Raw genomic sequence first — 13,719 nt, 5'->3', positions numbered from 1 at the left:
TTCATCCAGCCCAATCATTGGAAAACCCGGAGCCGGAAATCGTGGAAGCCTCCTTATCTGAGCTTGCTGAGTATTGTAAAAATGGTGGAGCCTATGAATTCGTTGAAGTATGGGAGAAAATTCCGATATTATCTGGCGGAGGAGTGCTGCTGGATACACCCGGCGTAGATTCCACAGACCACGGACACGCGATGGCGACACATTCAGCTTTACATTGGGCTGATATTGTTTTTTATGTAATGGACTACAATCATGTTCAATCTGAAAATAATTTGTCCTTTGCCAAAAGTTTGTCGGATTGGGGCAAGCCGTTATATTTGATCATCAATCAAATCGATAAACACCGAGAGCGGGAGCTATCATTTACACATTATCGTAATGAGGTGGAAAACAGTTTTCATGCCTGGCAGGTACATTACACAGACATTCTGTTTACTTCCTTGAAGGAGCAGAATCACCCGTGGAATCAATGGGAGCAGCTGACGCGTTTGATTCCGAAATTGTTGGAGCGCAAAACAGAGTTATTGGGATATAGTTTAGTGTCCTCCATGCACCATTTGGTAGAGCAGCATGTGGAGACGGTGCAAACCGCTGAAGAAGAGGAACTAAACACACTGCTAAAAGAAGCGGGTGGAGAAGAAGCCATTTTGCGCTTAGACATAGAGCAGAAAACCTTGCAGCAAGAAGATGAACACTGGAGGATGCTTCCAGAGCAGGAGCATAAACGGCTGCGTCAAGAGCTGGATCATCTATTAGAACACGCACATCTCACGCCTGCAGAGCTACGTGAAGCAGCGGGCGAATATTTAGAGAGCCGCAAACCGGGCTTTAAAACAGGACTATGGTTTGCTGGAGGAAAGACTGAACGAGAAAAGGAACGCCGTTTGGACCGGCTGGCAGGGATGCTGACCGATCAGGTGGAGGGACAGTTGTTGCCTCATGTGCGTGATTTACTGAGGTCTTGGGGAGTGACTCAAGGTCTGTGGACCGCTGAGATGGAGCAGAAGCTGGATGACATCCGTCCTGTAATGGATCGGCAACTGATAGAGCAGACAGTAAAGGAAAATGCTTTGTCTCCGGAGTATACGCTGAACTATTGCAAGGACCTACGCGCTGCTGTGACCGCTGATTGCCGCCGCAAGGCGCTGGCGTTGGTAGACCGCCTGCTGGCCCAGCTTGCAGTGCGGGTCGAAGCCCGCCGCGAGGCTCTCGCGAATGCGCGCACTGCGTTGCTCGCGCAGGCGGACGCGGCGAGCCGCTATAGCACTCGCGTGCAAGCTTTGGCTTCGCACGCCGACCTGCTGCGAAGCCTGCTGCCGCAGGCTTCCGCACCTGACGGGTTGCCCCGTGCGGACACGCCTGCTCCTGCGCCTGATATGGCCGCTGCTGTACCGCCAGCTGCGGCAGCAACGGGTGCCGTGCGACCAGCCATCCCTGGCTCGCACGACGCTTCGGTGCAGCCACGGGCGGATGCGGCCGCCACAGCACAGTCCGCCGCAGGTGGCCGCCGTACGCGGCTGGATGCAGCAGCGGCACGATTGAAAGCCGCCGCTGCATTGGTAGGCCCGTACCCTGCCATGCAGGCGGCTGTTCGGGATTTGCATACACGCGCCGCTGCACTGGAGGGCGGGCGGTTTACACTGGCGCTATTCGGAGCGTTCAGCGCCGGCAAATCCAGCTTCGCCAATGCTTTGCTGGGCGAAGCAGTATTGCCCGTATCTCCGCATCCGACGACAGCGGCGATTAACCGCATTATGGCGCCTACAAGTCATGAACGCCATGCCACGGCTGACGTCCATATGAAGTCAGCGGATGCGTTGCGAGAAGATCTTAGATACTCTTTTCGGCTATTAGGATTGGGCGAACCAGCATCTGTAGGCTGGCAAGAAGCCGTAAATGCGTTATCACCGGAAGGCATTCATCCTGCGGGAAGGCCTCATTACAGTTTTTTAAAAGCTGCTGCAGCTGGATGGGAAGAAGCTGAAAGCTTGCTAGGGCAACAGCTTCAGGTAAATTTAGAGCAATATCGAGATTTTGTCGCATCCGAGCGCAAGTCATGCTTCGTGGAGCATATCGACCTTTATTATGATTGCGCTCTGACTCGTCAGGGCATCGTGCTGGTAGATACGCCAGGTGCCGACTCTGTAAATGCACGGCACACGGGCGTGACCTTCAACTATATGAAGCATGCAGACGCCCTTGTATTTGTGACCTATTATAACCATGCGTTTACACAAGGGGACCGGCAGTTCTTGAACCAATTGGGCCGAGTCAAAGAGACATTGGCGCTGGATCAGACATTTTTTATCGTCAATGCATCCGATCTGGCTTCTTCTGAAGAAGAACTACATTCTGTAACTCAGCATGTTCAGGAACAGCTTCAAGCCAACGGAATCCGCAAGCCGCGTATTTATCCGCTTTCCAGCATGCTGGCGTTGGAAGCCGCCGAGCAGGGAGAGGTTTCACTGCGTTCAGCTTCACGATTTGATGCGTTTGAAAATGACTTTTCGGCATTTGCAGCCGAAGAGTTGGCAGGCTTGTCCATTACATCTGCTATGCAGGAGCTGGGACGGCTGCGGAACCGGATAGAACAACATGCTGCTGATGCTCGGTATAGCGCTGAGGAGCGTGAGGTCCGATTAGAGCAATTAACCCGAATTTGTGGGGAGCTGGAGGAGGTGCTCCTTGGTTCAACCGGCAGCCATGGTAAATCTGTGTTGTCGGACGAAACTGATGAACTGCTGTATCATGTACGTCAAAGGCTTGCCTACCGAACGGGTGAATTTATGGCTGAAGCGTTTCATCCATCTGTCCTGCGTGAAGGAGTAGGTGATCTTCGTTCGGCCTTTGCATCTTGTGGTCGTGAGCTGCTGCGATTGATCGAATTGGAGCTGTCTCAGGAACTATTGGCAACCACACTCAGACTGGAAAAAACGGGGCAAGCCTTGGTGCGCAAGGTTATACAAGAGTGCGTAGATCACATGAACCATCAGTTAAATGGATTAGATTGCACAGTTCCTGAATTCAGAGCATGGGCTGTTCCCGAGCTAATCGATATTTCCTTGCAGGATTCCATTCAGTGGAAGGATTATTGGAATAGCTTTAAAAATCCAAAGCTATTTTTTGAAGGAACGGGACGCGCGAATTTACAAACCAGATTAGAGCCTATATTGCGCCAGCTAATCGGGGAAGCTGTGGAGCAGCAGCGAGAGCGAATGGCTTCTTTTTACATTGCAATGATGCAAGAAGAACAAACATGTCAGAAAGCACAGCTTCGCGAGCAAATGCTGGAGACGACTCGTGGCATGGAGCATGCACTTAAGGGTGGTGAGGAGCCACAAGTTTGGGAAGAGCTTGCTAGTCAGATTGCGGCTTTGGAATCCATATAAATATATTTATGATGGCCGTAAGGTCAGGACACCGGGTTGTGGGACAATCCGGTGTTTTAAGCATACTTCAAAAAGACAGGAAAACTGAGGAAATAGCCATATTCAATGATAAGAAAGCGATTTAATTTGTCTAATCACTTGCCAATTGCGAACCTGCCTGAAAACGACCTATTATCCTCTTTGCCGCCTGGGAATACGGATGGTAAACTTCACTAAGCCATATAACAACGTCGTGCAACTAATGGAGGGACTTGACATGGAAGTGCTCAGGCAACTGCAAGTTTTTTTTCGTGAGAGGAGACATTATCTATTTCTTTCCATTCTATGCCTTGCGATAGCGACGGCCCTCGGACTGGTGTATCCGAACCTGCTCCAACGGCTTATTGATAACGCTATCATCCCCGGTGACTTCGACAAAGTCCCGGTTCTGGCTCTGACTGTACTGGGAGTCGTGATTATCAAAGGATTTATGCAATTTTTACATGGTTTTTTTGGTGGACGGCTAGGCAACTATTTGGCGTATCGACTTCGCAATGCCTGCTACGAGAAGCTGCAATTTCTGTCCTTCAGATATTATGACACTGCCAAAACAGGGGATCTTATGTCCCGTCTGACTGGTGATTTGGAGGCGATTCGCAACTTTATCGGATTTGGTTTTGCCCAGCTCCTCAATGTGCTACTGATGGTCGTATTCGGCTCTATTATGATGCTGTATATTAATTGGCAGCTCACCCTCTTTACGATGATCAGCATGCCATTGCTACTCTTCGTCACTTTCAAGTTTGAATCTCGGATTCATCCCACCTTTCAGGAAATGCGAATTGCTCTCAGCGCCCTGACGACAGCGGTACAAGAAAATATAACAGGTGTGCGAACTGTTAAATCTTTTGCTCGCGAATCCTATGAAGTTGAAAAATTTTCCGTACGCAATGAGCAGTACAAAAGTAACCAAATTCAGGCCGCTTCCTTATGGAGTAGATTTTTTCCTGCTATGGAACTCATTGCCTCGGTCAGTGTGGTTCTTCTCTTGGGAATGGGTGGGTATCTGGTTATACAGAAGTCAATGACCTTGGGGCAACTCGTCGCCTTCTTTAGCTTAATTTGGTATATTATTGGCCCCATCTGGAGCATTGGCTTTCATATCAATAACTATACGCAGTCCAAAGCTTCCGGTGAGAGGGTTTTGGAGCTGCTGAATCAGTCCATAGATGTAATAGATGAAGCTGATGCACTTACACTTAATACCGATCAAGTGAAGGGACATGTGACGTTTGAACATGTAACCTTTGCTTATGGAAATAAGCTGCCTGCTGTTGTTGACATTAATCTGGATGCGCCACCGGGATCGGTCATTGGCATTTTAGGAGGAACGGGGTCCGGGAAGTCGACCATTATTCAACTACTTATGCGAGCTTATAATGTGAACGCGGGAAGCATCAAGTTAGATGGCAAAGATATACGCCGGTTGAAAGTTCGTGATTTACGTGCTCAAATTTCGTCTGTGTTTCAGGAAACATTTTTGTTCTCGTCTTCTATACGCAACAATATTGCATATGGATTAAGTCATGTCAGTATGGATGACATCATACGTGTTTCCAAGCTGGCTCAGGCGCATGAATTCATAACTGAATTACCGCAGGGATATGACACTGTCGTCGGTGAACGTGGTTTGGGCCTGTCTGGAGGGCAGAAACAACGGATCGCCATCGCGCGCGCATTACTCAAAAATCCGAAAATACTCGTACTGGATGATGCCACTAGTGCGGTTGACATGGAAACGGAGCATGAAATTCAGTCAGGTTTTCAAGAGGTTATGCGTGGACGCACAACGTTTATTATCGCTCATCGAATCTCCTCGCTTCGTCATGCCGATGAAATCGTGGTGCTTGAGGAAGGACGAATCGTTCAACGGGGAACCCATGAACAGCTCATTTCTACCGCAGGACCATATCAAGATGTGTATCATATTCAATACGCCGATTACATAGCGGAGGCTCCAGACGGTGTATCCGAAGGGCAGGTGAGACCATGAATATCCCAGTAGAAAAAGCTAAGCCGTTAAAAAAGCCGATCAATGAGCGCTTTGTCTATCAAGATGATGAGGTTATTGACAAACCGTTTAACTGGGTGGAATTCAAACGTTTGCTAGCATATATGAAACCTTATGCCCGTCAGATTCTGCCGATTCTTCTAGTCATGATGATTCTTGGCACGATTACTAAGCTGACGGTTCCATATTTGATCAGTCTGGCCATTGACAAGGCCATTGCTCCCGCATGGCCTGCACTGCCGAGCGTAAAGTTACTATTGCTTATCACAGGTGCCGTGCTCTTGTTGTATTTAATTCAATGGGCAGCCAATACGTACCGCATTAAATTCACCAATATTATTGGCCAACGGGTTATTTACGATTTGCGAGAAGATTTGTTCAAGCATATTCAGAAGCTTTCGTTTAACTTTTTTGATAAAAGACCGGCGGGTTCTGTATTAGTACGTGTGACGAATGACATTAACTCGCTACAGGATCTTTTTACGAACGGTGCAGTGAATGTCCTCATTGATTGCGTACAGCTTCTCGGAATTATTGTTATTTTACTGCTTATTAACTGGAAGCTCGGTTTGGCGGTGGTTGTGACCGTTCCGATTATGTTTTTGATCTCGACCAAGCTGCGTGTACGCATCCGTCGCGCCTGGCAGGAAGTACGCATGAAGAACTCGCGCATCAACTCTCACTTGAATGAATCCATTCAGGGAATCCGTGTGACACAAGCGTATACGCAGGAACAGGAAAACATGGCATATTTCGACGATATGAACAGCTCCAGTAAAAAATCGTGGGATAAGGCTTCTGCCATGAATCAGGTCTTTGGCCCACTTATTGATATTACCGGTGGGTTTGGTACGCTTGTGCTGTTCTGGTTTGGAGCTCATCTAATTCAGACAGATCAGCTTACGGTGGGCTTGCTGGTTGCGTTTGCCAACTATGTAGGGAACTTTTGGGAGCCGATTAATCGGTTGGGCCAAATGTATAATCAGCTGCTGGTTGCAATGGCCTCGTCAGAAAGAATTTTTGAATTCATGGATGAACAGCCGAATATTGCGAACAAACCGGGAGCAAAAGTCTTGCCGCCTATTCGGGGGGATATCCAATTTGAAAAAGTCGTTTTTGAATATGAAAAGGGACGTCAGGCGCTTAAAGGTATTAATCTTTCTGTCGAGGCGGGGCAATCCATAGCGCTTGTGGGTCATACCGGATCAGGTAAAAGTACCATTATTAATTTGCTCAGCCGTTTTTATGACATTACATCAGGGCGACTTACCATTGACGGCCATGATGTGCGAGATGTCACGGTAGAGAGCCTGCGCAGCCAGATTAGCATCGTGCTTCAGGATACATTTATTTTTTCGGGGACAATACGCGATAATATCCGATTTGGTCGTTTGGATGCGACAGATGAGGAAATTGAAGCGGCTGCGAAGGCAGTCAATGCTCATGAGTTCATTGTTCAGCTACCAGATGGCTACGAAACAGAAGTAGAGGAGCGTGGGGGGATGTTGTCCATGGGCCAACGTCAGCTCTTATCCTTTGCTCGTGCCTTATTGGCTAATCCGCGAATTCTTATTCTGGATGAGGCTACAGCCAGCATTGATACGGAAACGGAGCTGAAAATTCAAGAAGCTCTGCAGGTGCTATTGGAAGGTAGAACTTCTTTTATGGTCGCACACCGTTTGTCCACCATCCGGAATGCTGATCATATTGTTGTGCTGGACCATGGGGAAATCCAGGAAAGTGGTAATCATGAACAATTGATGAAAAAACATGGAATATATCGGGGGCTGGTGGAAGCACAGTTCAGATTTTTGTAAAAAAAAGATCAAAAAATCGCGTTTTTTGTAAATTTTCGTGCCGAGCACTATTGCATTCTTGGAGCTAAACCCTGAAAATAAAGATGAAAAGAGATCAGAGCAATATCATCAGAGGGGGAAGAGTTCAAGATGTGGGGTGCTCCTTTTTCTGCCAAGGCTAAGAAGATGTTACTGCTGGGTAGCGGCGAATTGGGAAAAGAAGTCATTGTTGAAGCTCAGCGGCTTGGCGTGGAATGTATTGCTGTTGATCGCTATGAGCTGGCTCCAGCAATGCAGGTGGCCCATCGCGCTCACTGTCTGGACATGCAGGATGCTGAGGCGTTGAAAGCACTAATTCGCAAGGAACAGCCCGACATAATTGTACCTGAAATCGAAGCTATTGCTACGGGTGCTTTGGAAGAATTAGAGCAAGAGGGATTTCACGTAGTACCAACGGCCCGGGCCGCCCGTCTTACGATGGACCGGGAGGGTATCCGCAGGCTGGCTGCCGAGAAGTTACAGCTTCCGACTGCTGCCTACCGTTTTGCAGATCATTTTGAGCAGTTACGGTCGGCGGTTCAAGAGCTGGGCACACCGTGCGTGGTCAAACCCTTGATGAGTTCGTCGGGTAAAGGGCAGTCTGTATGCCGGACACTCGAAGACGCAGAATCCTGCTGGAATATTGCGCTGGAAGGCGCACGTGCCAAAACGACACGTGTCATTGTTGAAGCTTTTGTCCCATTTGAGAGCGAAATCACCTTATTGACCGTCAGATCGGTATCAGGTACGACTTTTTGCCCACCGATTGGCCACATTCAGAAAGATGGGGATTATGTCGAATCATGGCAGCCTCATGGCATGACGGACAAGCAGCTTTCGGAGGCACAGGATATTGCCCGTACGATTACGGATGAACTGGGTGGTTACGGATTGTTTGGCGTAGAGCTGTTTTTAACGGCTGATAGCGTCATATTCAATGAAGTATCCCCGCGTCCGCATGATACTGGTATGGTGACCATGATTACGCAGAATTTGTCTGAATTTGCGCTTCACGTTCGGGCGATTCTCGGCTTCCCGGTGCCATCCGTTACGCTGCTTACACCAGGTGCTTCAGCTACCTTGAAGGCAGAAGTGGCTACACGCGATTTTTCAATAAGCGGTCTGCATGATGCATTATTGCTACCCCGGACACAGGTGCGAGTGTTCGGGAAGCCTGAAACCAAGCCGGGACGCCGGATGGCTGTAGCGCTTAGCGCTGCAGAAGATGTGGAAACAGCACGGAAGACAGCCAAAGAAGCTGCCAATATGCTGAAAGTGGAGGTAAATCATGTCTAACAGTGTGATGATTCCAGTACTGACGATTCGTTCCGTAGAGCTTGGCGATTGCGAAGCCGTAACCGGACTACTCAGAGAAGTTGGATACCCCATGACTTGTGGTGTTATGAAAGAAGTTATGGGAACAACGCAAGAGGACAGCCAAGCGAATATGATGGTTGCAGAAATGGATGGTCGTGTTGTCGGTGTAATCGGCATGCATACGGCTCAAAGCTTGGCTTATCCTGATCCTGCCGTACAAATCACCATGCTGGTCGTGAGCGGGGAGTATCGCGGCGAAGGCATTGGCAAGCGGTTGGTTGCTTGTGGTGAGGAGTGGGGGCGTGCGCAAGGCTGCTACCATTTATTCATTACTGGAGCGAATAACCGCATCAAACAAGTAGAGGCCCGTGCTTTCTACAATCGAATCGGCTTTGAAAAGCAAGGCTATCGTTTCAGCAAAAAGCTTAGATAATCAGCCTGTAACAATAATCTAGTACTTAAAGCCTCACTATTTTTAACTTTGTCCTGTCGGCCATTGCCGAACAGGGCTATTTTTTTTCCAACTTTTATACCCTTGCTGATGCTATAAAACATGATATACTGCTAGAGTAATGATTACAAAGTTGTAACCTGAGACGTTCTCAACAAGGCACATATACAACAAGGAGATGACGAAATGAAGAATATGTTGAAAAAAACACTGGTGATGGGAAGCCTAAGCGCCGTTTTATCCGCAGGATTCATCGTTCCGGCATCAGCTTCACCAGCTGACGATTTGTCTGCTCAATTACAACAATGGTTTCAAAATAACGGGTACACAGTCAATATGTCCAACGGGACAACGACAATAACGAAGACAGTCATTAAGGATTGTACTGATCCGGACAAGGCTATTACAAAAACAGCGAATCCTTCTTCTGGCAAGCAAACGACGAATCAGGGTAGCCAAAATGCTTCAAACTCTGCTAACAAGCAACAGACACAAAAACAAAACACCAACTCAGGCACAGGTCAGTCTTCAGATTCTAATGCGCAACTCAGCAAGTCTCAATTTGCAGCCGAGGTTGTAAAGCTGGTAAACAACGAACGCAGCCAAAAAGGTCTGAAGCCTCTCACATCTAATGCAAAGCTCACAGAAGTAGCCTTAGCGAAGGCGAAGGACATGAGCACGAATAATTACTTTTCCCATACCTCTCCGACGTATGGTTCACCATTTGATATGATGAAAAAATTTGGTGTAACTTATACGTATGCAGGTGAGAATATTGCAATGGGACAAAAAACACCACAAGAAGTAATGACTGCTTGGATGAATAGTCAGGGACATCGTGAAAATATTTTGAAGGCAGAATATACACAAATTGGTGTAGCTTACTACAATGGATATTGGGTACAAGAGTTCACACGTAACTAAGTTGATAGAAAAAATGATGTTGCAAACGTTATTCGCTGTGAATGAACAGATCGTGACGTAGCGCTAATGGTGAGACCCGCTGACAATGCTCAGCGGGTCTTTTGATGTCACTCATGTCTCTTCAAGCATAATCATTGTTTTATACCTGAAAAGACATAAGGGACATGGTTATAGTATGATAACAGTAAGCTGGATGGATCAGACTACTTTTGAAAGCTAGGTGAACATATGAGCTATGAAATCGTGCATGAAGGTGCCTTTGCTATGCTTAAGGTACGGCTAAACCCCGGAGAAACTATTAAAGCAGAAATGGGAGCGATGGTTTCCATGTCTTCCAGTGTAGATATAAAGGGGACGGTAGACGGTGGGCTGTTACGTGGTTTAGGCAGAATGCTGAGCGGAGAAAAATTCTTTTTTCAAGAACTGAGGGCAGCCCGGGGACCCGCTGAAGTACTGCTAGCCCCCGCAAGCATAGGGGATGTACAAGCAGTGGAACTGGACGGCACATATAGGCTGTTGGTCCAAAAGGACGGTTTTTTGGCCTGTACGGAAGGGATTGAGGTTAGCACTAAAATGCAAAACCTGATGAAAGGCTTATTTTCCGGTGAAGGTTTTTTTATTGTCGAAATCAGTGGTCGAGGTACTGTATTCCTATCCTCTTATGGAGCCATTCACCCCATTTATATCGCGCCAGGAGAGGAGCGCATTATTGATAATGCTCATCTGGTGGCATGGCCGGATTATATGGATTATAGAATTGAAAAAGCATCCAAAGGCTGGTTGTCCAGCGTAACGAGTGGGGAAGCCCTTGTCTGTCGTTTTCGCGGTGAAGGAACAGTACTGATCCAAAGCAGAAATCCGGGCAGTTTTGGACAATGGATCAGAAGTTTTATTCCTGATAGTAAATAGTCCCTTTCATTTCACTGCTGATCAGAGGGAAGGTTGTTAGCACAAAAAAAGGATAAAAGGGTGGCAATTTGTCATCCTTTTTTAGTATGTTCATGGAAAATGATGTGAGATTCCAAATGTTATGTTTCGCTTGAATCAGATCGGTTTATTTGCAAAATGACATAAGAAGCTTTATGTTTATTTCACCAAGCTATCAGGAGGGAACACGAGTGAATTCATCAAAATGGATTTGGCGGTCTGTCGGTTCCGTTTCCATTGCCGCCACACTGCTATTAATGTATGGATTTATTGCAGCAATACGAAGCATCACAGTTCCAGAGCCATTGGTAAGTACTCAGCCTGTACATTCCGGTTCATCGCAGACACAAACTGCACCATCGGCTACTGCTCAGGCGGGAGAGCTGCGCGTAGCTGCCATTGGAGATTCGCTAGCCAAAGGAACGGGGGATGACTCCGGAAGTGGTTTTGTGCGTCGGTCGGTGACTTTATTAAATGATCAGGAAGGACATAAGGCACAGCTCATCAATAATCTGGGGATTAATGGATTGACGACCCAAGGACTTTTAACCAAGCTGGATGAGCCAGGTGTGTCTTATGTACTGAAGAAAGCTAATGTGATTATAGTTTCCATTGGCGGAAATGATTTGTTCCAGGGCGCTCAGGCTGCCCAAACGGGAAAGGAGCCGCCTACACTCAGTGGTCTGCGCAAAGCCCTTCCTGATGCAGCCAAGCGTCTGCAAAAGGTACTGACAAAGGTAGGAAAAATCAATCCCCATGCTAAAATCATCTATGTTGGATTATATAATCCATTTAGTGACCTGAAGGAAATGAAAATTCCCGGTAATCTTGTAGTAACTGAATGGAATATGGCCGCCATGGCCATTACCAACCAAAATAGTAACATGACGTTGGTTCCGACATTCGATTTATTTCAGCAAAATTTGCCTGTCTATTTATCTTCCGATCATTTTCACCCAAACGGCCAGGGCTACCAGGCCATCGCTGAACGTATCGCACAAGGATTTGCTGTTACCGCCACGAAGGAATCTGATCATGTCGATCAAAAACAACAGTCTACAAGTAGCCAACCTGCAGAAGCGAAAAAGGGAGGGAATAAGTAATGAGCATCCAATCTGCTGACAAGACCGATGCTGTGGTAACCAAAGAATCGTCATCTATGGATGCAGCGTCCCGTCTTCATTCCTCCATTCAGGTTGGTAGCACAGACAGAGACAGCAGCAATAATGAAACCGTGCTCTCTGTTCAGCATGTTAAGAAACGCATTAAACGCAAAATGATCATTCATGATGTAACGTTCGACGTCCGCGCGGGTGAAATTTTCGGATTTCTCGGTCCCAATGGTGCTGGAAAAACGACGACTATTCGTATGCTAGTTGATTTAATTAAGCCTACGGAAGGGACCATTACCATATGCGGTCATAATGTAAATCGTGACCCTGAGCAGGCTTTACAGCATATTGGTTCTATTGTGGAAAATCCAGAGGTGTACAGCTACCTGACAGGATGGGAGAATTTAGAGCATTTTGCCCGGATGCAGCCTGGTGTAGATGAACAGCGTATTCGCGAAGTGGTTGAGTTGGTTCGGCTCGATCGTCGCATCCATGATAAGGTAAGTACATATTCACTAGGGATGCGTCAGCGTCTTGGTATAGCTCAAGCCTTGCTTGGCAGACCAAAGCTGCTCATTTTGGATGAACCGACGAACGGGCTAGACCCTAAGGGAATCAAAGAGATGAGAGCCTTTATTCGTTTGTTGGCGGCAGAAGGTATGGCTGTATTTGTTTCCAGCCATTTGCTCAGCGAGATCCAGTTGCTATGTGATCGTGTGGCAATTATAAGTCGAGGCAAGGTGCTAGCTGTTGGTGGGGTGCGGGAGCTGGTTGAGACCCACTCGCATATGGCAGTATGGCAGCTAGAACCTCGCGATCAGGGCCTTGCCCTATTGCAAAATTCTCCGTATGTGCAAATAATTACGAATGTCGATGAATTCATTGATGACAGTATTGTTGCAGCTAGCGGAGTCGATGCTATTTTTACAGAAATGGATGAAGAGCATATTGCGGAGCTGGTCGCACACATGACAGCTTCCGGTATTTCCGTTAAAGGTGTAACCAAAATCAATCCTACGCTGGAGCAACTATTCCTGAAAATGACGGAAGGTGAGATACTTGAATAATATTTTACCGCTCGTACAAAATGAAACCCTAAAAATTATCAAGAAGAAACGATTTTATGTCATTTTACTTGTTTTGCTGGTGCTTGTGCCGATTTTTACGTATGCTCAGATGAAAGTGGCACAAAACAATCGCGAAAAATTTGGCAATGATTGGCGGCTTGAGCTACGTCAGGCCATTACCGATAACCAAAACTCGCTGGGCAGCGATAGGGTTCCAGAGGAATGGAAGACCTACCGCCGTGTCTTTGTGCAGCAGATGCAATATTATTTAGAAAATGACGTGAATCCTAACGAGCCGAATGGAGTCACTTTTACCAGAGAGTTTATGGATAATTCCATAAACCTGTTCGTTCCGTTATTGATCATGGCCATTGCCTCGGATCTGGTTTCAGGAGAACGGACGACAGGCACGATAAAAATGTTGCTGACTCGGCCGGTCAGGCGGTGGAAAATACTACTGAGCAAGCTGCTGACACTGTATATGTTCGTATCGCTCATCATTTTGGCCGTATTTGTTATTAGTTATCTCATCTCAGGCCTGTTTTTTGGCTTTCGTGGTTTTAATGTCCCGGTATTTACCGGCTTTCAAATTGTGGGGGCGACGGTGAATATGTCTGCTGTCCATGCAATTCCACAATGGCATTATC

10 protein-coding genes are annotated in these 13,719 nt (G+C 47.1%); all 10 read left to right on the top strand.

Annotation, left to right across the window (positions count from 1 at the left end; all coding sequences use genetic code 11):
• A partial coding sequence (locus AC5V8P_RS16235) for a dynamin family protein (protein ID WP_495473723.1) occupies positions 1–3,389 on the top strand: 3,389 nt, incomplete at its 5' end.
• Positions 3,390–3,645: 256 nt separating this feature from the next.
• Positions 3,646–5,421 carry an ABC transporter ATP-binding protein gene (locus tag AC5V8P_RS16230; protein WP_064796455.1) on the top strand — a complete coding sequence of 592 codons (1,776 nt, stop codon included), beginning with the start codon at positions 3,646–3,648 and terminating at the stop codon, positions 5,419–5,421.
• A complete protein-coding gene (locus AC5V8P_RS16225; RefSeq protein ID WP_064796456.1) occupies positions 5,418–7,256 on the top strand; it encodes an ABC transporter ATP-binding protein in 1,839 nt (612 codons plus the stop codon). The genes AC5V8P_RS16230 and AC5V8P_RS16225 overlap by 4 nt, the downstream gene beginning before the upstream one ends.
• A gap of 129 nt (positions 7,257–7,385) precedes the next feature.
• Positions 7,386–8,570 (top strand): formate-dependent phosphoribosylglycinamide formyltransferase, encoded by a 1,185-nt coding sequence (purT, locus tag AC5V8P_RS16220; protein ID WP_064796457.1) that lies wholly within the window; start codon positions 7,386–7,388, stop codon positions 8,568–8,570.
• Complete coding sequence (locus AC5V8P_RS16215; RefSeq protein WP_063213410.1) at positions 8,563–9,024, top strand: GNAT family N-acetyltransferase; 462 nt, start codon at positions 8,563–8,565, stop codon at positions 9,022–9,024. Before purT ends, AC5V8P_RS16215 begins: the two co-directional genes overlap by 8 nt.
• Before the next feature lie 204 nt (positions 9,025–9,228).
• Entirely contained in the window at positions 9,229–9,966 is a 738-nt protein-coding gene (locus AC5V8P_RS16210) for a CAP domain-containing protein (RefSeq protein ID WP_064796458.1), read from the top strand.
• A gap of 228 nt (positions 9,967–10,194) precedes the next feature.
• Positions 10,195–10,875, top strand: coding sequence for a TIGR00266 family protein (locus tag AC5V8P_RS16205; RefSeq protein WP_064796459.1), 681 nt, complete (start codon positions 10,195–10,197; stop codon positions 10,873–10,875).
• A 173-nt stretch (positions 10,876–11,048) separates the two neighbouring features.
• Positions 11,049–11,996, top strand: coding sequence for a GDSL-type esterase/lipase family protein (locus tag AC5V8P_RS16200; protein ID WP_064796460.1), 948 nt, complete (start codon positions 11,049–11,051; stop codon positions 11,994–11,996).
• A complete protein-coding gene (locus tag AC5V8P_RS16195; protein ID WP_064796461.1) occupies positions 11,996–13,072 on the top strand; it encodes an ABC transporter ATP-binding protein in 1,077 nt (358 codons plus the stop codon). Before AC5V8P_RS16200 ends, AC5V8P_RS16195 begins: the two co-directional genes overlap by 1 nt.
• The coding region (locus AC5V8P_RS16190) for an ABC transporter permease (RefSeq protein ID WP_495473722.1) at positions 13,065–13,719 on the top strand (655 nt) is incomplete at its 3' end. The genes AC5V8P_RS16195 and AC5V8P_RS16190, both read left to right, overlap by 8 nt.

The sequence above is a fragment of the Paenibacillus sp. N119s genome (genome assembly GCF_059447605.1).
This window is presented reverse-complemented; position numbering and strand designations above follow the sequence as displayed.

Bases quoted from the DNA above. Each gene is read 5' to 3' on its own strand.
- AC5V8P_RS16230 (WP_064796455.1), top strand. From the start codon at position 3,646: ATGGAAGTGCTCAGGCAACTGCAAGTTTTTTTTCGTGAGAGGAGACAT.
- AC5V8P_RS16225 (WP_064796456.1), top strand. From the start codon at position 5,418: ATGAATATCCCAGTAGAAAAAGCTAAGCCGTTAAAAAAGCCGATCAAT.
- purT (WP_064796457.1), top strand. From the start codon at position 7,386: ATGTGGGGTGCTCCTTTTTCTGCCAAGGCTAAGAAGATGTTACTGCTG.
- AC5V8P_RS16215 (WP_063213410.1), top strand. From the start codon at position 8,563: ATGTCTAACAGTGTGATGATTCCAGTACTGACGATTCGTTCCGTAGAG.
- AC5V8P_RS16210 (WP_064796458.1), top strand. From the start codon at position 9,229: ATGAAGAATATGTTGAAAAAAACACTGGTGATGGGAAGCCTAAGCGCC.
- AC5V8P_RS16205 (WP_064796459.1), top strand. From the start codon at position 10,195: ATGAGCTATGAAATCGTGCATGAAGGTGCCTTTGCTATGCTTAAGGTA.
- AC5V8P_RS16200 (WP_064796460.1), top strand. From the start codon at position 11,049: ATGTTTATTTCACCAAGCTATCAGGAGGGAACACGAGTGAATTCATCA.
- AC5V8P_RS16195 (WP_064796461.1), top strand. From the start codon at position 11,996: ATGAGCATCCAATCTGCTGACAAGACCGATGCTGTGGTAACCAAAGAA.